At 34.9% G+C, this 23688-nt stretch carries 24 protein-coding genes; 14 read left to right on the forward strand and 10 right to left on the reverse strand.

All coding sequences use genetic code 11. The features are described from left to right. The first annotated feature begins 2 nt into the window (after positions 1–2). The 4 genes from DNU06_RS06080 (at position 3) to DNU06_RS06095 (ending at position 4332) form a co-directional block, all read left to right on the forward strand. Complete coding sequence (locus tag DNU06_RS06080; protein ID WP_111062332.1) at positions 3–797, forward strand: T9SS type A sorting domain-containing protein; 795 nt, start codon at positions 3–5, stop codon at positions 795–797. 53 nt (positions 798–850) lie between these two features. After that, entirely contained in the window at positions 851–1507 is a 657-nt protein-coding gene (locus tag DNU06_RS06085; RefSeq protein ID WP_111062333.1) for an HD domain-containing protein, read from the forward strand. 9 nt (positions 1508–1516) lie between these two features. Further along, positions 1517–2128 carry an outer membrane beta-barrel protein gene (locus DNU06_RS06090; RefSeq protein WP_111062334.1) on the forward strand — a complete coding sequence of 204 codons (612 nt, stop codon included), beginning with the start codon at positions 1517–1519 and terminating at the stop codon, positions 2126–2128. A 77-nt stretch (positions 2129–2205) separates the two neighbouring features. Further along, complete coding sequence (locus tag DNU06_RS06095) at positions 2206–4332, forward strand: OmpA family protein (RefSeq protein ID WP_111062335.1); 2127 nt, start codon at positions 2206–2208, stop codon at positions 4330–4332. 302 nt (positions 4333–4634) lie between these two features. Here DNU06_RS06095 and DNU06_RS06100 read toward each other — a convergent pair whose 3' ends face one another. The 3 genes from DNU06_RS06100 to DNU06_RS06110 form a co-directional block, all read right to left on the reverse strand. Beyond that, positions 4635–5207, reverse strand: a complete 573-nt coding sequence (locus DNU06_RS06100) for a DUF4199 family protein (RefSeq protein ID WP_111062336.1) — start codon at positions 5205–5207, stop codon at positions 4635–4637. Between the two features lie 6 nt (positions 5208–5213). Next, positions 5214–7148 carry a membrane protein insertase YidC gene (gene yidC, locus DNU06_RS06105; protein WP_111062337.1) on the reverse strand — a complete coding sequence of 645 codons (1935 nt, stop codon included), beginning with the start codon at positions 7146–7148 and terminating at the stop codon, positions 5214–5216. An 894-nt stretch (positions 7149–8042) separates the two neighbouring features. Further along, positions 8043–8852: a 2,3,4,5-tetrahydropyridine-2,6-dicarboxylate N-succinyltransferase gene (locus DNU06_RS06110; protein ID WP_111062338.1), complete on the reverse strand. Its 810-nt coding sequence runs from the start codon at positions 8850–8852 to the stop codon at positions 8043–8045. Positions 8853–8964: 112 nt separating this feature from the next. On the opposite strand from DNU06_RS06110, the gene DNU06_RS06115 reads away from it, so the two are divergent. The 6 genes from DNU06_RS06115 to DNU06_RS06140 all read left to right on the forward strand — a co-directional run bounded on the left by DNU06_RS06115 (position 8965) and on the right by DNU06_RS06140 (position 12806). Continuing rightward, positions 8965–9255, forward strand: a complete 291-nt coding sequence (locus tag DNU06_RS06115; RefSeq protein WP_158526832.1) for a YbaB/EbfC family nucleoid-associated protein — start codon at positions 8965–8967, stop codon at positions 9253–9255. Beyond that, positions 9255–10040, forward strand: a complete 786-nt coding sequence (locus DNU06_RS06120; protein ID WP_111062340.1) for a sulfite exporter TauE/SafE family protein — start codon at positions 9255–9257, stop codon at positions 10038–10040. Before DNU06_RS06115 ends, DNU06_RS06120 begins: the two co-directional genes overlap by 1 nt. Beyond that, a complete protein-coding gene (locus DNU06_RS06125) occupies positions 10037–10588 on the forward strand; it encodes a 5-formyltetrahydrofolate cyclo-ligase (RefSeq protein WP_111062341.1) in 552 nt (183 codons plus the stop codon). Before DNU06_RS06120 ends, DNU06_RS06125 begins: the two co-directional genes overlap by 4 nt. Positions 10589–10662: 74 nt before the next feature. Continuing rightward, positions 10663–11694, forward strand: coding sequence for an arsenosugar biosynthesis radical SAM (seleno)protein ArsS (gene arsS / locus DNU06_RS06130; RefSeq protein ID WP_111062342.1), 1032 nt, complete (start codon positions 10663–10665; stop codon positions 11692–11694). Positions 11695–11699: 5 nt separating this feature from the next. Beyond that, positions 11700–12194, forward strand: a complete 495-nt coding sequence (locus DNU06_RS06135; RefSeq protein WP_111062343.1) for a rhodanese-like domain-containing protein — start codon at positions 11700–11702, stop codon at positions 12192–12194. Beyond that, positions 12195–12806, forward strand: a complete 612-nt coding sequence (locus DNU06_RS06140) for a TIGR04282 family arsenosugar biosynthesis glycosyltransferase (protein WP_111062344.1) — start codon at positions 12195–12197, stop codon at positions 12804–12806. A 111-nt stretch (positions 12807–12917) separates the two neighbouring features. Here the strand turns inward: DNU06_RS06140 and DNU06_RS06145 are convergent, their stop codons facing one another. From DNU06_RS06145 to DNU06_RS06175, 7 genes are all read right to left on the reverse strand, one after another. Next, positions 12918–14108: a peroxiredoxin family protein gene (locus DNU06_RS06145; RefSeq protein WP_111062345.1), complete on the reverse strand. Its 1191-nt coding sequence runs from the start codon at positions 14106–14108 to the stop codon at positions 12918–12920. A gap of 224 nt (positions 14109–14332) precedes the next feature. Then, positions 14333–15196, reverse strand: coding sequence for a hypothetical protein (locus DNU06_RS06150; protein ID WP_146239163.1), 864 nt, complete (start codon positions 15194–15196; stop codon positions 14333–14335). A 4-nt stretch (positions 15197–15200) separates the two neighbouring features. Beyond that, the gene (locus DNU06_RS06155) at positions 15201–16106 is read right to left on the reverse strand and encodes a hypothetical protein (protein ID WP_111062347.1); all 906 of its coding nucleotides are present in this window, start codon (positions 16104–16106) and stop codon (positions 15201–15203) included. 420 nt (positions 16107–16526) lie between these two features. Further along, entirely contained in the window at positions 16527–17717 is a 1191-nt protein-coding gene (locus DNU06_RS06160; protein ID WP_111062348.1) for a peroxiredoxin family protein, read from the reverse strand. 200 nt (positions 17718–17917) lie between these two features. Further along, positions 17918–18511 carry a hypothetical protein gene (locus tag DNU06_RS06165; RefSeq protein ID WP_111062349.1) on the reverse strand — a complete coding sequence of 198 codons (594 nt, stop codon included), beginning with the start codon at positions 18509–18511 and terminating at the stop codon, positions 17918–17920. 140 nt (positions 18512–18651) lie between these two features. After that, positions 18652–18801 carry a T9SS type A sorting domain-containing protein gene (locus tag DNU06_RS06170; RefSeq protein WP_262510043.1) on the reverse strand — a complete coding sequence of 50 codons (150 nt, stop codon included), beginning with the start codon at positions 18799–18801 and terminating at the stop codon, positions 18652–18654. Positions 18802–18815: 14 nt separating this feature from the next. Beyond that, complete coding sequence (locus DNU06_RS06175; RefSeq protein WP_111062351.1) at positions 18816–19025, reverse strand: hypothetical protein; 210 nt, start codon at positions 19023–19025, stop codon at positions 18816–18818. Positions 19026–19104: 79 nt separating this feature from the next. On the opposite strand from DNU06_RS06175, the gene DNU06_RS06180 reads away from it, so the two are divergent. From DNU06_RS06180 to DNU06_RS06195, 4 genes are read left to right on the forward strand one after another with little or no spacing between them, the layout of a single operon-like run. After that, entirely contained in the window at positions 19105–19536 is a 432-nt protein-coding gene (locus DNU06_RS06180; protein ID WP_111062352.1) for a MarR family winged helix-turn-helix transcriptional regulator, read from the forward strand. Positions 19537–19555: 19 nt separating this feature from the next. Further along, on the forward strand, positions 19556–21958 hold the full coding sequence (locus DNU06_RS06185) for a 3-hydroxyacyl-CoA dehydrogenase/enoyl-CoA hydratase family protein (protein ID WP_111062353.1): 2403 nt from the start codon (positions 19556–19558) through the stop codon (positions 21956–21958). Positions 21959–22007: 49 nt separating this feature from the next. Continuing rightward, entirely contained in the window at positions 22008–22352 is a 345-nt protein-coding gene (locus DNU06_RS06190) for a four helix bundle protein (protein ID WP_111062354.1), read from the forward strand. A 51-nt stretch (positions 22353–22403) separates the two neighbouring features. Beyond that, a complete protein-coding gene (locus DNU06_RS06195; protein WP_111062355.1) occupies positions 22404–23582 on the forward strand; it encodes an acetyl-CoA C-acyltransferase in 1179 nt (392 codons plus the stop codon). The last annotated feature ends 106 nt before the right edge of the window (positions 23583–23688 follow it).

Below are 23688 nucleotides of genomic sequence, written 5' to 3' on the forward strand. Positions count from 1 at the left end.
TTATGAAAAAAATTTTACTTTTTGCTTTAGCATTTGCAACTATTAATACAGCAACTGCTCAAATATATGAAGCTAGTGATTCCACTGCATTTTCAGCATGGACAGCTTATGATTTAGATGGTGACGGATTTGTATTCGAACCTTTTGGTGATGTTAATGGCATGTCTGCAGTGTCTTATTCTTATGACAATGCATCTTTTGCAGCATTAAATCCTGACAACTTATATGTATCACCTGCTATTGATTTATCAAGTGGTTCAAACTTAATGTTAAACTACCAAGTATCAGCAATTGACCAAGCTTGGTTAGTTGAAAAATATGCTATCTATGTGGTAAATAATCCTGCTGCATTAGCAGCTGGTAACTTTCCAACTGAAGTAACTGGAGAATCTTCTTTAACTACTGGTATTGTAACTAGAAATATTGATATTTCTGCAGAAGCTGATGGACAAGCTACAGTTTATATTGTAATTAGACATTACGATTGTTCTGATAACTTTGGAATTGGATTTAACAACTTAACTATAACAGGTGATTTTGCATCTGTTGAAGATAATAAAGTTGCAATTTCTAGCGCTTACCCTAACCCAACTGTGGATGTTTTAAACATTAATGTTACTGAAGAAGTAGCAAGTTTAAAAGTATTAAACTTAGAAGGAAAAGTGGTAATCAACAACAATTCAGTAAATGCAAGTGTAATTAACTTAGATGTTAACGCATTAGCTCCAGGAATGTACGTTTACGAAGTAACTACAAAAGATGGTGCAGTTGCAAGAGAAACTTTTGTGAAAAAATAATTTTTTTACACTAAATTTGAAGGGTGAAGTTTAATTAACTTCACCCTTTTTTTATGGAAGAAAATACAGTAATCAACCAAGTAGTTGAACAAATAAAAGCACAATTCAAAGATGATTCTAGTGGTCACGACTGGTTTCATATCGACAGGGTAAGGCGAACAGCAAAGAAAATTGCTACCATTGAACAGGCAGATGTATACGTTACTGAATTGGGAGCATTGTTGCATGACATTGCCGATCATAAATTTGTCGAGAATCCTGACGAAGCTGCTTTAACAAGTACAGCACAAATACTTTCGGCATTAAATGTCCCACAAAAAACCATTGAAGCAGTACAACACATTGTTTTAAATTGCTCTTTTAAAGGAGGGGTGGAAGCCAATAAAATGAAAAGCTTAGAAGGAAAAATAGTGCAAGATGCCGATAAGTTGGATGCCATTGGTGCTATTGGAATTGCCCGAACTTTTGCTTTTGGTGGTAAGTTTGGCGCCATTTTATTCGACCCAAATATTGGACCAATGGACCATAAAGATTTGGCCTCTTATCAAAAGAACAGAAGTCACACCATCAATCATTTTCATGAAAAACTATTAAAATTAAAGGATTTAATGCACACCAAAACGGCACAAAAAATGGCTTTAAAAAGACACCAGTTCATGGAAGATTATTTAATTGAGTTTCATCATGAATGGAACGCAGAAATTAATTAAATTTAACCCATGAGAAAAATAACCCTTTTATTTCTTTTCATCTGGTTAGGATCAGGTCTAAACGCCCAAAATATGGACTTTGGACTTAGTATTGCCCCTACTTATAATTTTCAGATTTTTAGGTCGACTCCGAATAATATTTGGTCGTCTCAAACTGGAAATGGCTTTTTATTTGGTGGCTTTATTCAAAAACCGATCGGTGAACACAGCTTTATAGCTTCCGCTTTGAAATTTGAATATTTCGGTTTTAACCAAAAATACAATGGCTATTTAGCACAAAGCTACCGCGTAGCAAGTATTCATATCCCAATCCTGTTTAAACAAGAAATTGGTTTGACAAAAAATTGGTTTTACGAAGTTGGCCTAGGTGTAAACTACCATTTTTTAAGCAGAAAGTATTCCGGTGGTTTTTGGCTTAACGTAAATGAATTAGCCAATAAATTTCAACCACATACCCAAATAGGCCTTTCTTATTACTCCCCACAAAACAGATATGAACTTTCTGCTTATGGTCGGTATTATTTTATCGATTTATGGAAAGGATTTGTACAAGAAAGTTCACAAACTAAAACCAAACTAATTACTTTTGAATTGGCATTAAAATATTATTTGAATAAGTAATAACTTTTATTATTACCCTTAAAAAAGAACAACCTTTACACGGTATAAAATTTGTAAAACACATTAAAATAACACGCATGACTAAAACATTCTTCTCCTCCCTATTTATATTATTATCGTCTTTAGCTTTTTCTCAGTCTGTAACGGATAATGAATCTTGCACAGCGCCAGATAAAAAGGCAATGAAATTCATCAAAGTTGCTACTTCTCCTAAATCAGATTTCCAGACAGCCTCCATGGCATTTATAGACGCCATTGCAGTAGATGATGAAAAAGCACTTCCTTATTTTCTTTACGCAGAATACTTAAATGAAAGAGCTATGCGAAAGCTAGAAGAATACCGTGCCGGACGGGCAAACCTAGTCCAAGTTAGAAATCAATTCAATGCTGTGGTAAATAAATACACTAGTGTTATCGAATTGTGCCCAGAATACCATGCGAACCCTTATTTTATGCTAGGATACATTAATTACTATGTTAAGGGAGACCAGGAGACCGCGGTTTCCTATTTCAACCAATTCCTTCAATTTTCAAGTGATGACCCAAATGCCTTTGATGATGATTATGCAGATCAAAAAAGTGAAGCCATGGCCATTGTAAAACAATTGGAAGTATCCCTTAAAAAAGCAGAAATAGCCAATGCCTTTTATGAAACTAAAGTACCATATGATCCAGTAAGAGTTCAGAATGTATCTACTGCAGATGATGAATACTTACCCATGATATCGCCTGATAATGAATTAATTTTTTATACGAGAAGAGGAGACTTCAGAAGTCTAGGGGAAGTTCAATCCAATATTAAAGAAATGTTTTCTGTTTCCCAACGTGCAAATGTCAATGCGCCATTTAATAAAGGAAAAGGATTAAACCCTCCTTTTAATACTGCGGATTTTGAAAATTATGGTGGCGTATCACTATCTATAGATAACAAAGAGATGTTTATTTGCGCCTGTAAAAATGAGGTAGTTCAAGGACAACAATTTTTAAATTGCGACATTTACGTGACTTATTTTAAACGTTCAGGTAAAGGCGGATACGATTACGAATGGACAGACTTAAAAAACTTAGGTTCAAATATTAATACGGCTACTGGCTGGGAAGCGCAACCAACTTTATCGGCAGACGGCAATACGCTTTACTTTGCTGCTTTTAGAAAGTCAACACAATTAACAGACATCTACTATTCTACTAGAAAGAAAGATGGTTCCTGGTCATTAGCTAAGCCAGTACCTGGTCCAATTAACACAGCCGGTCACGACAAGGCGCCGTTTTTACACCAAGATTCAGAAACCATGTACTTTGCTTCACAAGTGAGTGAGAAAAGAAAAGGCGCTGGTGAACCTGGCAATTACGATATTTTTTACGCGAGAAAAGACCAGGATGGAAATTGGATGGAACCAAAAAACTTAGGTTATCCAATAAACACAGAAAGTAATGAGGTTGGATTAATTGTTTCAACTGACGGTAAGCTTGCTTACATAGCTTCTGACAAAGGTAAAAATGCGGAAGGTGTAGATTTGTACTATTTTGAATTATATGAAGCAGCAAGGCCGCAAAAGGTATTATTTGTCAAAGGGCAATTAAAAGATGATTTAGGAGACCCGATACAGGATGGGAAATTGGAAATTAACTATGAAGAAAGTGGAGAATCCGTTGAAATCAATATCAATGGAGATGACGGAAAATTTGCCGCAGTTATAAAAACCGACAACCCGCAAGATGTATTAATATCCGTAAAGAAAAAGGGGTATTCTTTCGATACCCAAAAAATAAGTAAAACAGAAATTGCAGCAGCCAAATCTGGAAATTCCACTTATAAATCTAGCAATCTAGACTTAGAAATTGGAGAATTAGCCGTTGGAAAAGCATTCACCATCAATAATATACTTTTCCAAACTGATTCTTATGTACTCAGTAAAGACTCGAAATTTGTCTTGGACCAATTTGTTAAGTTCCTAAAAGTTAACCCTAGTGTTACCGTCGAATTAGAAGGACATACAGATGACCAAGGTGATGACGGTGCTAACATGAAACTAAGTCAGAATAGAGCCAATGCAACCATGGATTATATTGTAAGTAAAGGCATTTCAAAAAACCGCTTAAAAGCAATCGGCTACGGAGAAACAAAACCTATTTACGAAAACAACAAAGAAAGTAATCGCGCTAAAAATAGAAGAACCGACTTTAGGTTAACTGGAGTTTAATATTAACACTTGACTGATAGTTTATCAGTTAATTCTAGCTATGGATAATTAGCAATTGGACGATTAGTGCATAGTCCTCCCTCATGGAAACATGTACTGAGCTGCACTGTGCTGAGCTTGTCGAAGTATCGAAGTAAGCCAACAAAAAACTAGGAGCCTAGCGAACTAGAAAAAAATCTAGCAACGATTGAATGGAGCTGTGCTGAGCTGCACTGTGCTGAGCTTGTCGAAGTATCGAAGTCGGTCTAGCATCTATGAGCACAGCAGTCTGGCATCTAAAAGTACAGCGGTCTAAGACACAACTACTTTTTTCTCGACTCCAGCATGACAATACTTCGCCAGATAAAGGTAATGGCAATAGAAAAGAACATGGTTAAGAACAAGCCAATCCCAAGGTGACCTAAGGCGTAAGAATAAGCAGATAAACCAACATAAGCTTGATCTTCCTGATTTTCGATATAATCTAAATAGGTCTTATTTTTCCAAGTAAAATCTTCTGCTTGTAATTTTTTAAAAGTAGCTTCATCAGGCACATTTTCCAAGTTTGCATCCAACCTTTCATTTAGTTTTGAAGCAATAAAAGTATCGTCAATCTTGTCGTGGTAAACATAAGTAAATAAAGAAAGTAAAATTACAAAAACAAGTCCACCTTGCACTGCTACCTTAAAATCCTCTGCGAAACTAGATGCGGTACTAAAGTTTTGGCTGCGTTTAACTATGTAAAGACTCACCGCAATGGCAGAAAGCAACAAAAACATATTATACAAACCACTGATATTAGTCCCCAAGGCAGAGGCATCTGCAAAATAAAACCCAAAAGTTATCCCTACCGAAATAAGAAAACAAACCATGGCTACTCTCAAAGGGATTTTCATTGTTTATTATTTTTTTCTATTCGCTCGCTCTTGTTGTAATTTTTGAGCTTCTTCTAACCTAGCAGCAAATTTAGACTTACCTTTTTTCTTTTTTGGTGCAGCTTTTTTAGCGGCAATTTTCGCTAAAATCTTGTCCTCATCTAACATAAACTCTTTGATTGCAAACATAATCCCCATAGTCATTAAGGTAGAGATAAAGTAGTAAAAACTCAAGCCAGAAGAGTAAGAGTTAAACCAGAAAATCATCATAATTGGGAAGAAATACATGATGTATTTCATGTTCGGCATTCCCTCTTGTTGAGGCGTCTGCATATTAGAACTATTAAAGTGCGTATACAATAAAGTAGTAATCGCCATTAACAAAGTAAATAAAGATATGTGGTTACCGTATGCCCATGTTATTAATGGAATATTACCCGACCACGAAGCAATTTGATCATAAGTAGACAAATCTTCTGCCCATAAAAATGATTTTTGTCTCAACTCAATTGCTGAAGGAAATAAACGGAATATCGCAATTAAGACCGGCATTTGAATCAACATTGGAACACAACCAGCTAAAGGACTTGCCCCAGCATCTTTGTACAAGGCCATCAAAGCTTGTTGCTTTTTCATGGCATCTTCTTTTTTAGGGAATTTTTCACCTATCTCTGTAATTTCAGGCTTTAATACCCGCATGGTTGCAGAAGACTTATACATTTTATAATTCACTGGACTCAAGACTAACTTTACAAAGAAAGTCAATAATAAAATGGCAAATCCTGCACCCATTCCCCAGCTTAAAAACCAGTTCATTACCGGACGGAATGCATAAACATTCACCCATCTAAATATACCCCAACCCAGATCCACAATATCTTCTGTACCATTATCATGTAAAGCAAGTACATCATAATCATTTGGACCAAAATACCATTTTAAACTCACCGTCTCAGCCATGCTACTCATCCCTAAGTTTAATTCAGCGGTAAAATCTTTTAAGTAAGTTGAATCAAATTCAGGACGATTAGAAATTGCCAATTTTGAACCAGCACCAAAACCATCTTCTTTCATGACAATCGCAGAGAAAAATAATTGTTTAAAAGCTACCCAATTCGTTTTTTCTTCAAACTCTAAATCATCATCCCCCATTGCCGACAAGTAATCGTAAGATCCTTCCTCGTCATAATAAAAAGTAGCATTTCTTTGTTCCGTAAGCAAGTATTTTTCAGTTGACAATAACCTAAAATCTGCAAATAATTTTGTCTGACCTGGTGCTGCACTTTCAAAACCATTGAATTTTATAACATAACTCATGTCGTGAGAGCCATCTGTCAAACCATAAATAAATTCCACCGTTTTACCTGCAATATCAGCAACCATGGTCAAGTTTTTATCCGTGGAAGAAACCACTTCAAAATCATAATCATTCGTGTTAATGGTTTTTCCCGCTACGTTTAACTCAATGCCATAAGTCGACATTTGATCTAATAATTGCAAGTAAGCATCTCCGCTATCCACATAGGTTTGGTAAGACTTGTAATCTTTTACATAGGCATTGTGAATGTGACCACCTTTGGTCGTGAATTCCAATTTCAATACATCATTTTCAATGGTATGAATGGCTTCCGGTAAAACTTCCGTAATATTCGACTTCGATAAAATAACTGTATCCAATCCCGTAATGGTATCGGTATACACTATGTTATTTAAATCATCAGTAATGACTAATCCATTGGCATCCATTTTTGGAACCCATGAATTAACGGTTTCATTACTTGAAGCAATTACTTCGTTATTTTGTTTGATTTCAGCTGGTACCGCATTCACAGTTTGGCTTGAATCGTTATGTGTAATTTCAGTTTTTGGTTTTAAATCGTCTTCCGCTGGCGCATTAAAAATACTAAAGCCTAATAATATACCACCTATTAACAATAATCCAATGACAGAATTTCTATCCATTATATAAATTTTAAAAATGCAAAATTAAGAATAATAGGGAAACCCACAGAGGTTTTCACCAATTAAATCACATCTATCTGATGTTCCCCTTCTTTTTGATGCATCAGTGCGCATGTTCTTGCCTTCCCTCCTTAGTCCCTATAACTATCGGGATCGAACTGACACTTCGTTTTTCATTTCTATTAGCGAGTGTTTAGCAGCAACTTGTGCTGAGCTGCACTTGCGAAGTATTGAAATATGCGGTCTGAAAAAACAACCACCTCGGTCCTCTCTTGGTTACTGAGCAAAGTCAAAGTACAAGAGGTGGAAGAAAAATCACCAGTATTTATACGCAAAGCCAAAAATACTGGTGATATTAAAAATATATAAGCGACTCCTACAAATCGAAGCAAACTAGAAAAGAAACCTAGGCGCGTAGCGACTAGAAAAAAATTTAACAGCGACCTGTGCTGAGCCTACCGAAGTAAGTATTCTAGCATCTAGCAACACAGCGATCTAAAATCTGTGAGCGCAGCGAACAAAACAAACAAAACCTAGGCGCACAGCGACTAGAAAAAAAATCTAGCAGCGACCTGTGCTGAGCCTACCGAAGTAAGTATTCTAGCATCTAGCAACACAGCGATCTAAAATCTGTAAGCGCAGCGAACGAAACAAACAAAACCTAGGCGCACAGCGACTAGAAAAAAAATCTAGCAGCGACCTGTGCTGAGCGAAGCCGAAGTAAGCGATCTAAAATCTATGAGCGCAGCGAACAAAACCTAGGCGCGCAGCGACTAGAAAAAAGTCTAACAGCGTGCTGAACCTGCCGAAGTAAGCGATCTAAAATCTATGAGCGCAGCGAACAAAAGCGACTAGCGACTAGTGACTAGAGACTAGAGACTAGAAACTAAAAAGCTATACCGCCACATTATGCTCTCTTAAAGCATCATTCAATGAAGTCTTTTTATTAGTACTCTCTTTTCTTGTCCCAATAATTAAAGCACAAGGCACATTGTACGAACCTGCTGGAAATTCTTTGGCGTATGAACCAGGTATTACTACTGATCTCGGTGGCACAAAACCTTTTGTCTCCACTGGTTTATCTCCAGTAACATCAATAATTTTTGTCGACATGGTCAATACAACATTGGCACCTAAAACGGCCTCTTTACCGACTCTCACCCCTTCCACAACAATACATCTTGAACCAATAAAAGCATTGTCTTCAATGATTACTGGTGCAGCTTGTAATGGCTCTAATACACCACCAATTCCAACACCACCACTCAAGTGAACGTTCTTACCAATTTGTGCACATGAACCAACTGTTGCCCATGTATCCACCATAGTACCTTCATCCACATAAGCACCAATATTTACATAACTCGGCATCATAATCACACCCCTAGAGATGTAAGCACCATATCTTGCAACGGCATGAGGAACTACGCGAATACCCTTTTCTTTATAACCTGTTTTTAAAGCCATTTTATCGTGAAACTCAAAAGGACCTACTTCAATGGTTTCCATTTGACGAATTGGGAAATACATTACCACAGCTTTCTTCACCCATTCGTTGACTTGCCATTCACCGTTTTCTAAAGGTTCTGCAACCCTTAATTCTCCTGCATCAATTGCAGCTATAACGGCATCAATCGTATCTCTTACTTCTTTATTGTCTAACAAACTACGATCGTCCCAGGCCTTTTCAATAATTTCTCTCATGCTTTATTTTTTATTCCTTTAAATTTTTAAGGATTGACTATTTTTATTTTTTCCAGATTTAATGGTCAACAAATATAAGGGTTTATTTATTTTTGTAAACAAAAACGAGACTATGTTCGGAAAAGGAATGATGAAAAAGTTGGAGCAAATGCAACAACAAGTGGAAGAGACAAAATCAAGATTAGACAATGTAAAATTGATTGGTGAAGCCATGGAAGGTAAAGTACGCGTTGAAGTAAACGGAAATGGTGTAATTACTGACATTACAGCAAAGGACGACTTGCCAAAAGAGGAGTTAATCGACTTAATTATGGTGGCTGCTAATCGTGCTTTAGACCAAGCAAACAGAACAAAAGAAATGGAAATGGCACAATCTGCCAAAGGAATTATCCCAGGAATGTAATGGAAATATTCGACTATTTTGTATTAGTAATAGTCGCCTTTTCGGCCAGTTGGCTTACTTTTTTTTCAGGATTTGGGCTGGGAACTTTAATGACACCAGTATTTTTCTTTTTGTTAAAGGATTTAACCATGGCCATTGCGGCTACTGCCATTGTCCACCTGACAAATAATATTTTCAAGTTCATTTTAATGAAAAAAAGTGTCAACTGGCAAATTGTTATTCCCTTTGGGCTGGCCGCCATTCCCGCGGCTGTCCTCGGTGCTTATTTAACCAGCCATTTTACAGACGTGACACTTTATAATTATCACCTTGGGGATGGTAGTTATGACATACAACTCATCAATTTAATTTTCGGCATTATTTTAATCGGCTTTGCTTTAATTGAATTAATTCCCAAATGGTCGATTGTATTTGCCAAACAAAGCTTGTGGCTGGGTGGTGCAATATCTGGTTTCTTTGGCGGACTATCTGGACACCAAGGTGCATTGCGTACCGCTTTTTTAATCCGTTACAAACTGAGCAAAGAAGCCTTTATCGCTTCCGGTATTGTTATCGCCTTAATTATTGACTTGGCCAGAACTCCAATTTATTTTACCAATTTTGAATTAAACGGATTGAAAGATCAATGGCTCATCATAGTCATTGCTATTGGCAGTGCAATTACTGGTGCTATTATTGGAAAAATTTTCTTAAAAAAGGTTGCTTTTAACCTATTAACCATCCTTATTTCAATCGGGATGATTATATTTGGTTTAGCCCTGATTGGAGGATTTTTAGAAAAATGATGAAAGCAGAATTAAGAGAAAAATATAAGCAACTGCGCAAAGCATTGAACAACACCGAAAGAGCAGAATTATCGGAAAAGATATACCAGCATTTTGTGTCTCATTTCGACTTTACGCACGACGATATCAGTATCTTTATTCCCATTGATCGCTTTCAAGAAGTAAACACATGGTTATTCATTAAGGAATATCCTGCAAGATTTTATTTACCCATTGTTAAACCAGAAGGATTGAAACATGTTCAATATGAATCCATGGAACAATTAAAAAAAACAAGCTGGGGGATTCTAGAACCTCAGTATGGTTTAGAAGTCAATGAAGAAAAATTTGATGTCGTGATTGTACCCCTTTTGGCTTTCGACAAAGCTGGAAATCGCGTTGGGTATGGCAAGGGATTTTACGACGGTTTTTTAAAAAATTGTGTCCCCAACTGTAAATTCATTGGGGTAAGCTACTTTCCTCCAGAAGAAAACCTCATAGAAACTATTCCAACCGACATTCGGCTTCATTATTGCATAACCCCTGATAAGGTTTATCATTTTAAATAATTTTAAGGTGCATGTAAGGAATGCAAAATTTATTAGACCAAACTTTAGAACGCTAAATTAACTTTGCCTATTTTATGAGTAATATATTGACATTAGAAAAATGGACTGCAGCAAAACAAATTGACACACTTACACAATCGATTCCATTTGAAAAAGGCTTTATTAAAACCATGTCCGACCATGGGCACTTTCCTTTAAAGCCAAAGACATTAGAAATTTTACAAATTAATTTAGGTTACTTATGTAACTTAGAATGTACGCATTGTCACGTAGACGCCTCTCCTAGAAGGAAGGAAACTACCCCAATGGACATTTTAAATAAATGCTTGGCCGTAATCGACGAAACACCAAGTATCCATACGGTGGATTTAACCGGTGGAGCCCCTGAAATGAACCCTCATTTTAAATGGTTTATTGAAGAACTAGGCAGTAGAAATGTAGAGGTGTTGGTGAGAAGTAATCTGACCATTTTAGTGGAAGGAAAATTTAAAACGTATCCTGAGTTCTTAGCAAAGCACAAAGTAACTATCGTTTCTTCCTTACCTTGCTATACCGAACAAAATACAGATGCACAAAGAGGGGATGGTGTTTTTAATAAATCGGTTAAAGCATTACAAATACTAAATGGTTTTGGCTATGGAATTGATCCAGAATTAAAATTACACTTGGTATTTAACCCTGGTGGCGCTTCAATCGCACCAAGTCAAGCTAAATTAAAGCTAGATTATCAAAGAGAATTAAAGAACAATTACAACATTGTTTTTAACGAATTATATACCATTACCAACTTACCCATCAGTCGGTTTTTAGAGTACTTGAGCAACGAAGGTATGCTAGAAGACTATGTGGTGTTATTGGCCAATAGCTTTAATCCTGCTACTGCCAACGAAGTAATGTGTACCAACACCTTATCAGTTGACTGGAATGGAAATTTATTTGATTGCGATTTTAACCAAATATTAAAACTTCCCGTTGCGGTTAAAAATGCAAAAAACATCATGGATTTTGACAATGAAGAATTGAGCAAAAGAAACATTGTAGTCAACAACCATTGCTTTGGTTGTACTGCAGGAGAAGGCTCTAGTTGTCAAGGTGCTTTAACATAAACAAAATGAAAATATTCTCCCTCCTATTACTGTTATTTATAGGATCTCTATCCTTTACCCAGGAAGAGTCTTTTGATGAAATGGTCAAGTCCTATTATAAAAATACGGTGCCATTAATTTACCCCAATCAATTGTATAAAAAAATGTTGAGTGGAGAGAAAATATATATTTTGGATGCACGTGAGGGCAAGGAATACGAAGTGTCTAGCATTCAAAACGCCATTCATGTCGGTTTTTTGGGATTCAATACCCGCAAGGTAAGCGATTTCGATAAAAATAAAACCGTAATTGTGTATTGTACCATTGGAGCAAGGAGCGAAACTATTGGAGAGAAATTACAAAAGGATGGTTTTAAGGATGTATACAACTTATACGGCGGACTCATTTATTGGAAAAACCAAGGTTATAAAGTCTACCATCAAAAAGATGAATCGAGTTTTGTACACGTATATTCAAAAAAATGGGGCAAGTGGTTAACGGTAGGAAAACCTGTTTATTAAATGCAAAAGAATTTATTAATCGTATTTGCGAAAAACATCACCAAAGGAAAGGTAAAAACCCGCCTTGCTGCTAGCATTGGCAATGAAGGTGCTTTGGAAGTTTACAAAGCCTTATTTAACATTACAGAAAGAGCAAGTACGCAAGTTAAAAATGCCGATTTGCGCATTTATTTTTCTCACGAAATTTTAGCGGACACTTGGCCAAATGCCGATAAATATTTGCAATGCGAAGGCAATTTAGGCGACAAAATGAAAGCCGCATTTTCACGTGGATTTGCTGATGGTTACACCAACATTATTGGCATTGGTGCCGACTTGGCAGACCTGACTGCAGGTCTCATTGAAGACGCCTTTGAAAAACTCCAAGAAAAAGACTTTGTTTTTGGTCCGGCCGAAGATGGCGGCTATTACTTGGTAGGTACTTCCCAACCTCAGTTATATATTTTTGAAAACAAACCTTGGAGCACTGAAGCCTTACTAGACATTACCTTAAAAGAAATTAAAGCCAATCAACATTCTGTTACTACTTTGAAAACCCTAAATGACATTGATTATCTGGAGGATTTGCAAGCTTCTGTCTTGGCGGAGGAATTTAAGGGGTACTGGAGTTGAAGAAAACAAGCTTCGTACATTATAAAAAAGCCACTACAAATGAATGCAATGGCTTTTTTTACTATTCAGTTTTATAAACCATTCGCCTTATGTGAAAATTAAACTATTGTCTCATTCGTTAGCATAAAGTTTTGATAAAAAATCAATAAGGTCTTTTCCTCTCAAATCTTTTGCAATAATTTTCCCTTGCTTATCAATTAAGTAGGTAGTTGGTAGTTTTTTAATAAAATAATCAACAAACACTTCAGAGTCTGGGTTTAAATCTGACATTTGAATCCAAGGCAATTCATCATCAATTACCGCTGCCTTCCACAATGATTCACTTTCATCACGTGAAACACTTAAAACTACTAAACCATCATCACGATACTTTTCATATAGTGGCTTAACAACATTTACATTTTCTGCCCGGCAAGGTTTGCACCAAGATGCCCAAAAATCAACTAACACATAATGACCTCGAAAGCTAGACAGACTGATCAATGTATTGTTTGTGTCAGGCAAGGTAATTTCAGGGGCAATTCCACCCAAAGGCAATGTTAAATATTGTAAATTGAACATATCACTAAACTGTGTGGTATAAATATGTTTAGGATTAGAGTTTTGATACCTTTTTACTAACTTATCAAACATCACACTATCTTTTTTTACTGAGTAAAAATTAGTTGCTAGAATTGATGGAAGAAAAAACTCACTTGAATCAGAGAAGTTTTTATATCTTTTTCTTGCCTTTTCCATTATTTGAAAACCAATTGCTTTATATACTGTTAAGCTATCCTGAATAAGACCATAATTTTGGATTTTGGACAAGAGCCCATCAAGCGCAATCATCTCCATTTTTCTCAAATCACGGAATTTTGATAATTCTCTATTAACGGCATCTGCTTCCATAAACTTCGCCGATTTAGAGAAACTATTTATATCACCTTGAATAGTAAACTGGGCATCATTTGTTGGCACAAAAAAGACGAAATTTTGCTCGGATGCTTTCAAATTTAAAAAAGCACCATTAGGATATTGCTTTTTTTGAATCACATTCAACCGATATAATGTGTTAGATTTTAATACAGTATTTTTTGACAAACTAAATTCCCCATTTGTACTCATCAAAAGACTATCGTACTGCATAAAAGCAGATGTCGTTAATGCTTTACCAATATTTTTCACTTCAATTAAATAGATGCGATCTACCCAGCTTTTATCTAATCCACTTAAAGTTACATTCAAGTCGAAATTTCTAATAGTATCATTACTAAAAGCATTTAGAGAAAAAAAAAGAGATAATAAAATAATTACTTTCATTTGAGTTTAAATTAAATTATAGTGAAACAATTTATAGATTGATTAAGTATAAGTTAATCTACATCAAGGTTTTTCACATCAGTATTATACAACAATACTTAAAAAATAACACTTTTTCTAAAACAATTAAAATTTGCCTTTAAATAGTTAAAATTTGGATGTTTTAAAGCTAAAAAAGCCATTACAAATGAATGCAATGGCTTTAAAAAAACTATTCAGCTTTATTAATTTTTACTTTTCCAAGGGTAGAACTGGAATTTTCGAGAGATTTGTAATTGAAAACCACTTCCTCTACTATACGTTTCATAATGATACGTCTTTAAAAGTGTCCCGTTTTCATACACTGTGAGTTTATCTCTTGTCGCTTGCAAAACATTAAAACCAACTGTATAATTTGCAGCACAGGAAAAAAGGTACTTGTTATTGTAATTTAAATCAGAAGATAGGCCAAAAGTTAAAAAAGTGGAAAGCTTTTTAATTGCATAAACTTCATGATTCCAATACATACTGATATCATCATAATTGGCAGCCTGTCCAGCTAATGAAAAACCAGATAAAGGGTTTATCCCATTATTTACGGTATAGGGCACATACTTCATTCCGGTGCCAAATACAAAATATGAATTTTGTATATTCAAGAGTGTACTTTCCCTATTCGTTTTTATTTTTTTAAAGTATAATAATTCAAATCGGTGATTGATTGTATTAAATGTGGTAGATGTTGTATTATTAACCCCATAATCATTCGGAAAAGCTGCAGCACTACCAAATGTTGATAATTTAATTTTTGTTCCTGATTGATCTTGAGTCCAACCAACTTCTAACAAGTCATCATTTTTAAAATTTACACCTACATTAACACCAAACGTAATCGACTTAGATGTTGAAAACACTGCAGACTTAACTTCTCCGTAGGGAATACTATTATAAGTCACACTATAATTATTGTTGAAAAATGAATTTGTTTGAGGCCGTTCACTCAAACTATTGTGGACTTTATTTTCAATTTTAGGTCTAAAATAGAAATTTTTCTGTGCAAAAGTTTGCACAGAAAAATTTATAACAAATATTAATATTATTGTTTTCATTTACTTAGTAATTTACACTCGCACCAACCATGGTAGTTGTCGATCCAGATACTTTGGTCTTTACATACATGTACCAACCGTGTAAATTTCTTACATTTTGATAATGATTATAATACTCCTTAGTAACTCCTGATACATTAATCGCATTAGTATTTCTTGTTTTAACTGATGATGAATTGCATGGCTTCCTTTCGCTCCAAACTTCTGTTCCACCAAATTGGATTTGAATTCCTGAACCGACTCCAAAGTCGTCGTTTGAATCAAACCCACCTTTTAATTCGAAAAACACTCCAAATCTATTAAATTTAACATCTGTTTGATACCACACACTTGTTGTTATATACATTTTATTAGAAGATTGTCCAAATCCGCCAACACCTCCACAAGACCTATCCAGCTCTGATTCAAACCCATTAAGCAAAAGATCAATTACATCATCTCCTGTTGAAAATTCTTTTATCTCCCGATTACTTTTGTTAACCAAAGATTGATAAGCATTATTAATACTTTCAGATAGGGCAAAAACTTTTTCTCCTACAAAATCAATTTGAATAAACCATTCGCCAACTTTAAGTATTTTATTTTTATCAAGCATTGCATCCATCAAGTCAGAATCCAATTCCGATTCTTCTCCTTTTAATTTACCATAACTTAAAAAATCTAAACTTCTCAAATATAATGTTAATTCCTCAACATCATCACTCTCAACATCTTCAAGTAGTGCGTAATAAGAATCAATAGACTTGAATTCGATATAGCCATTGTTAAAGCTGATGGCCGAATACTTTTCATTAGAGTGATTATCAGTTACTATTTGATCAATTGGCTTCTCTACCTCCTCCTTCTCGCAAGAACTAAATCCAATTCCTACTAAGGCAAGGAATAATGTGCCATACATTACTTTTTTCATACTATTTATGTTTTTAAGTTATGCTCACATTTATAAAACTTGTACCTTTGCTGCAGCAAGTGAGCAATACTGTTGCTTCGGTTGCGTATGTTAATTAGCCTGGGAACAGATTAATTACGACTTTTAAGGGAAGCGTTCCAGCGCTTCTCTTTTTTTATGCTTAAAAATTGTTTTAGATTCAACTATTTTATTCTTATTCCAAAACAAACCTTTATTAGCAAATTGAATGATAATGCATTAATCATTCAACAAACCAAATCTAAAAAAAAAAACACTTTTTCTAAAACAATTAAAATTTGGCATGAAATAGTTAAAATTTGGATGTTTTAAAGCTAAAAGCCATTACAAATGAATGCAATGGCTTTTTTTACTATTCAGTTTTATAAACCATTCGCCTTATGTGAAAATTAAATTATTGTCTCATTCGTTAGCATAAAGTTTGGATAAAAAATCAATAAGGTCTTTTCCTCTCAAATCTTTTGCAATAATTTTCCCTTGCTTATCAATTAAGTAGGTAGTTGGTAGTTTTTTAATAAAATAATCAACAAACACTTCAGAATCTGGGTTTAAATCTGACACTTGAATCCAAGGCAATTCATCATCAATTACCGCTGCCTTCCACAATGATTCACTTTCATCACGTGAAACACTTAAAACTACTAAACCATCATCACGATACTTTTCATATAGTGGCTTAACAACATTTACATTTTCTGCCCGGCAAGGTTTGCACCAAGATGCCCAAAAATCAACTAACACATAATGACCTCGAAAGCTAGACAGACTGATCAATGTATTGTTTGTGTCAGGCAAGGTAATTTCAGGGGCAATTCCACCCAAAGGCAATGTTAAATATTGTAAATTGAACATATCACTAAACTGTGTGGTATAAATATGTTTAGGATTAGAGTTTTGATACCTTTTTACTAACTTATCAAACATCACACTATCTTTTTTTACTGAGTAAAAATTAGTTGCTAGAATTGATGGAAGAAAAAACTCACTTGAATCAGAGAAGTTTTTATATCTTTTTCTTGCCTTTTCCATTATTTGAAAACCAATTGCTTTATATACTGTTAAGCTATCCTGAATAAGACCATAATTTTGGATTTTGGACAAGAGCCCATCAAGCGCAATCATCTCCATTTTTCTCAAATCACGGAATTTTGATAATTCTCTATTAACGGCATCTGCTTCCATAAACTTCGCCGATTTAGAGAAACTATTTATATCACCTTGAATAGTAAACTGGGCATCATTTGTTGGCACAAAAAAGACGAAATTTTGCTCGGATGCTTTCAAATTTAAAAAAGCACCATTAGGATATTGCTTTTTTTGAATCACATTCAACCGATATAATGTGTTAGATTTTAATACAGTATTTTTTGACAAACTAAATTCCCCATTTGTACTCATCAAAAGACTATCGTACTGCATAAAAGCAGATGTCGTTAATGCTTTACCAATATTTTTCACTTCAATTAAATAGATGCGATCTACCCAGCTTTTATCTAATCCACTTAAAGTAACATTCAAGTCGAAATTTCTAATCGTATCATTACTAAAAGCATTTAGAGAAAAAAAAAGAGATAATAAAATAATTACTTTCATTTGAGTTTAAATTAAATTATAGTGAAACAATTTATAGATTGATTAAGTATAAGTCAATCTACATCAAGGTTTTTCACATCAATATTATACAACAATACTTAAAAAAAAGCACTTTTTTTTAAACAATTAAAATTTGCCTTGAAATAGTTAAAATTTGGATGTTTTTATTGCTAATTCGTGGCGCAGTCAAAAGCATAATTTTAAAAAACGATCCCTAAATTTAAACCTGTACTTTGTCCAAAAACTGAAGAGATCAATGGCTTGTAATAAGCGCCTACATTAATTGCTGTGTTCTTCAATTGAAATCGATAATAAGGATTAATTTTTGGAGCGAAATATACACCAACATCACTAGAATTCATAAAGCCAATAGACGCCCCAAAACTTGTAACAGTAGAAAAGGTCTCGTAACTAGTAACTTCAGGAATCGCATAATTACGAAAACCAGTCTCCAAACTTACGATTAATCCAAATCTTTTTTTATTGGAGTTCAAATCTAAACTAGCCACTAATCCTGCATGAAAGATACTGTATGGCGACATTTTTTGTCCTACAAAATAACCTTCTTCTTGCCTTGTTGTCGTTCTAAAACCATAAGGCCCTCCATAAGAACTTGCGACACCGACATAAAAAGGATTCCCTTTTAGTTGAAAAATCTCTCTTTGATAGGACAATCCGTATACTGCGCCGCGTGAAGGCAGGTATAAACCGTATTCTAATTCCAGTTTATTTTTTTGTTGTGCATTAGCTATTGTCGTCAAAACAATAGCAAAAGCAAGTATAATTTTTTTCATAGTGCTAGTTAACAATGAAAACCCAACTAGCTATACAACTAGATGTTAAACATGTTTAATTTTAAGTTTTTTTCATAAAAAAAGCCATTACAAATGAATGCAATGGCTTTTTGTATTTAATATCTGAGGTTGTTTACACCTTATATTTTACTGATTTTTTGTTTATAAACACTTCCTGATTCGTCAACCACATCAATGATGTACAGACCTACTTCTAAACTTGAAATAGTAATGTTTTGTTGGTATTTAGTGTTCATTACTATTTGACCGCTTAAGTTATAAGTATTAATGACTGCCTTTCAATTTAATAGCCACTTTTAAAAAATCTCCAATTAAAGGAAATAAAGGCAAAAGTTCCATCAGAAAACATACTGCTTTCGGGCTTTGTTGCATAATTAACTATTTTTTGAATTGGAACAAATCCCTTATCTAAACCCATCAACACTTCAAAGCAATGATTTTTTTTGGTTATAAAATCAATTTCTCTTTTTTTTATTTTTTGAATCGGGGTCATAAATTAACAAATTTTTAATACTGTGCTTGCATAGCATTGAAAATAATTCGTACCTTGTGCAGACAAGTTTTAGTAAAAAATGAATAAAGAAGAATTATTTGAATTTCACATCCGCAACAATTGGTTTAAAATATCGCGGTATTATAATCAGTTGGCTTCTAAATTCAACATGTCTTTTTCTTGGGGCTTTATTCTATTAAATATTGAAAAAAAAGGAACGCCTAGTACCTCACTAGGACCAAAAATGGGCATGGAATCTACCAGCTTGTCACGTACCTTAAAAAAAATGGAGGAGGATGGTATTATCATTCGTAAAAATGACGATAACGACAAAAGAAAATCTTTAGTTTTTTTAACTTCCAAAGGACTTTCTATGCGGACTGAAGCCAGAGAAGTAGTGTTAGATTTCAATCAAAAATTATACAGTAAAATTCCACCAGAAGAAGTCAGAACATTTTTTGACACCATGATGAAAGTGGATAACGTTATTACCCAATTATTAGAAAATTAATCGCATTAAAATACAAAACATGAATCGAAACATTAAAAAAGTAGCAGTATTAGGATCCGGAGTAATGGGATCTGCAATTGCTTGCCATTTTGCCAATATTGGACTTGAAGTCTTATTATTGGACATGGTTCCGCGTGAATTGACCGACAAGGATAAAGCAAAAGGTTTAACCTTAGAAGATCCGGCGGTAAGAAACAGTATTGTAAACCATCACTTTACAAATGCTTTAAAATCTAAACCCTCTCCTATTTACAAAATGGAGTTTGCTAAAAGAGTCACGACCGGAAACTTTGATGATGATTTTGAAAAAATTAAAGATTTCGATTGGATTATTGAAGTCGTAGTGGAGCGTTTAGATATCAAGCATATCATACTCGACAAGGTAGATAAATACCGTACACCAGGCACACTCATTACTTCCAACACTTCTGGTATTCCAATTCACATGATGCTAGAAGGAAAGTCTGATGATTTTCAAGCTTATTTCTGTGGGACACACTTTTTTAATCCCCCTCGTTATTTACGTTTGTTAGAAATTATTCCAACTGCTAAAACGAAACCTGAAATTGTAGATTTCTTTATGCATTACGGTGCAAGATTTTTAGGAAAGAAAACTGTTTTATGTAAAGATACTCCCGCATTTATTGCAAACCGTGTAGGTGTTTACTCTATTATGAGTTTATTCCATACTGTGGAAGAAATGGGACTGACGGTTTCTGAAGTGGATAAATTGACAGGTCCTATTTTAGGTCGACCAAAATCTGCTACTTTCCGAACTTGTGATGTGGTTGGTTTAGATACCTTGGTACATGTTGCCAATGGGGTGAGAGAAAACTGTCCAAACGACGAAGAAAAAGAATCTTTCCAACTGGCTAATTACGTCAATAAATTAGTCGAGAACAATTGGTTGGGATCCAAAACCGGTCAAGGTTTTTATAAAAAAGAAGTGGTAGATGGTAAAAAAGCCATTTTAGCTTTAAACTTAAAAACAATGGAATATGAAGCGCAACCTAAGGCGAATTTTCCTGTTTTTGCCCTGACTAAGACCATTGACAATTTAGCAGAAAGAACCAAAGTGTTGTATTATGCTAAGGATAGAGCTGGAGAATTCTACCAAAAATCATTTAATGGAATTTTTGCTTATGTTTCCAATCGTATTCCTGAAATAACCGACGATTTATACAAAATTGATGACGCCATGCGTGCTGGTTTTGGCTGGGAGTTAGGTCCCTTCGAATCTTGGGATGCAGTAGGATTAGAAAAATCATTGGCATTGGTAAAAGCAGCAGGTAAAAAAGTTGCCCCATGGGTTGACGAAATGATTGCCAATGGATTTACTAGTTTTTATAAAATCGAAAACGGTTTAAAGAAATATTACGATTTAAAAACCAAAGCATATCAAGCCATTCCAGGAACAGAAGATTTATTATTCATTGATAACTTAAGGGATGGAAAAACAGTTTGGAAAAATAACGACTGTCACTTAATTGATTTAGGAGATGGCATTTTAAACTTAGAATTCCACACTAAAATGAATACCATTGGTGGTGGTGTTTTACAAGGCATTAATAAAGGAATTGATTTAGCGGAAACAGCATACAAAGGCTTAGTGATTTCTAATACTGGTCAAAACTTTTCTGCAGGTGCCAATGTAGGTTTAATATTCATGATGGCGGTAGAACAAGAATATGATGAGTTGAATTTTGCCATCAAGCAATTTCAAGACACCATGATGCGCATCCGTTATTCTGCTTGTCCAGTAATTGTAGCGCCACATAACATGGCCTTAGGTGGTGGTTGTGAAATGTCAATGCACGCCGACAAGGTTGTGGCTCATTCGGAGTTATATATGGGCTTAGTTGAATTTGGTGTCGGCTTAATCCCTGGCGGCGGTGGATCGAAAGAGTTCGCAAAAAGAATTTCTGATAATTTAATTGAAGGTGATGTAAGAATCAACCGATTTAGAGACGCCTTTTTAACCATTGGTCAAGCCAAAGTATCCACTTCAGCTTACGAAGCATTCGACTTGGGTTACTTGAGACATGGAATTGATGAAGTGGTAATGGATCGTGACTATCAATTAACACGTGCCAAAGAAGCATGCCTAGGTTTATATAACGGTGGGTACAGTCAACCTGCAAAAGCAAAAAACATCAAAGTACTCGGACAAGAAGCATTGGGAATTGTGTATGTAGGCGCAGATTCAATGGAACATGGTAAATACATTTCTGAACACGATAAGTACATTTCTGAAAAATTAGGTTTCGTCATTGCTGGCGGTGACCTCTCAGAAGTAACCGAAGTAGACGAACAATATTTATTAGACTTAGAAAGAAAAGCTTTCTTAGACCTGTGTACGAAGAAAAAAACATTGGAAAGAATTCAGAGTATTGTGACGAAAGGGAAGGTACTTAGGAACTAGGTTCCTAAAGTATTGAGTCATGAGTCAATAGTCGTTAGAAATAAAATAAATGAATAATTATAAAGGATTAATAGTTTGGCAAAAATCGATTGAATTGGTTGAAAAAACCTATCAATTGGTGATAGAACTCCCTGAATCGGAAAAGTATACTTTTATTTCTCAAATAACACGAAGCGCTTTATCTGTCCCTTCAAACATAGCTGAAGGAGCTGGAAGAAAGAGCAATAAAGATTTTAGCAGATTTTTATCTATTGCAAATGGGTCAACATATGAATTAGAAACTCAATTAATATTGGTAAATAAAATATTTAAAATTAATACAGATACAATTTTAGCGCTTATAGAAGAGATTCAAAAAATGATATATTCTCTTGACAAGAATTTAAATAAATAATATTAACTCATTTTGTCTAAACACTAAAGACTAAAGACTAAAGACTAGAATATGACAACAGCATACATAGTAAAAGCATACAGAACCGCAGTTGGTAAAGCCAATAAAGGCGGGTTCAGATTTACAAGACCAGATGACTTGGCTGCAGATGTAATTAAATACATGTTAGCCGAAGTACCACAATTAGATCAAACATTAATTGATGATGTGATTGTGGGTAACGCCATGCCTGAAGCAGAGCAGGGATTGAATGTAGGACGTTTTATTTCCTTAATGGGCCTAGACAATAATAAGGTTCCCGGAATGACAGTAAACCGCTATTGTTCTTCCGGCATAGAAACTATGGCCATAGCCAAGTCTAAAATTGAAGCAGGCATTGCCGATATCATTATTGCTGGTGGAACAGAGTCTATGTCGGCCATTGCAATGGGTGGATGGAGAGTGGTTCCAAATGCTAAAGTTTCTAAAGAGCATGCCGACTGGTATTGGGGAATGGGAAACACTGCAGAAGAAGTTGCTGCCAAATATCACATTACCAGAGAAATGCAAGATGAATTTGCTTATCACTCTCACATGAAGTCTTTAAAAGCTATTAAAGAAGGAAAATTTAAAGATCAAATTGTTCCTATTTCAGTCAATGAGGTATATCTAGATAAAAATGGAAAAAGAGCAGAAAGAGTAAATATTGTAGATACAGATGAAGGTCCAAGATTTGGTACTTCTGTTGAAGCATTAGCCAGGTTGAGACCTGTTTTTCAAAATGGAGGGACAGTGACTGCTGGAAACTCTTCTCAAATGTCAGATGGTGCAGCTTTTGTACTCATGATGTCAGAAGAAATGGTAAAAAAATTCGATTTAGAACCAATCGCAAGACTTGTCTCTTACAAAGTAGTTGGCGTACCACCAAGAATAATGGGAGTTGGTCCGGTTGAAGCAATTCCTGGGGCAATTAAAATGGCTGGCTTAAAACAAAACGATATTGACTTATTTGAATTGAACGAGGCATTCGCTTCCCAATCTCTAGCAGTTATAAAAGAAGTTGGCTTAAATCCTGACATTGTAAATGTAAATGGAGGGGCAATCTCACTCGGTCATCCCCTAGGCTGTACAGGAGCAAAACTTTCGGTACAAGTAATGAGTGAATTGAAAAAGAGAAAACAAAAATATGGTGTTGTTACCATGTGCGTAGGAACAGGACAAGGTGCTGCAGGGGTTATTGAAATGATGTAATTGAGTAGTTAGTATTTAGCTTTTCCACCGACGCCTGAGGATAAAATGGATGATAATCTATTTTATGAACTCGAAGATGGAAGAGGGAAAAGTGAGGTAATAATTA

Source organism: Putridiphycobacter roseus, assembly GCF_003234935.1.
Lineage (GTDB): Bacteria > Bacteroidota > Bacteroidia > Flavobacteriales_D > Crocinitomicaceae > Putridiphycobacter > Putridiphycobacter roseus.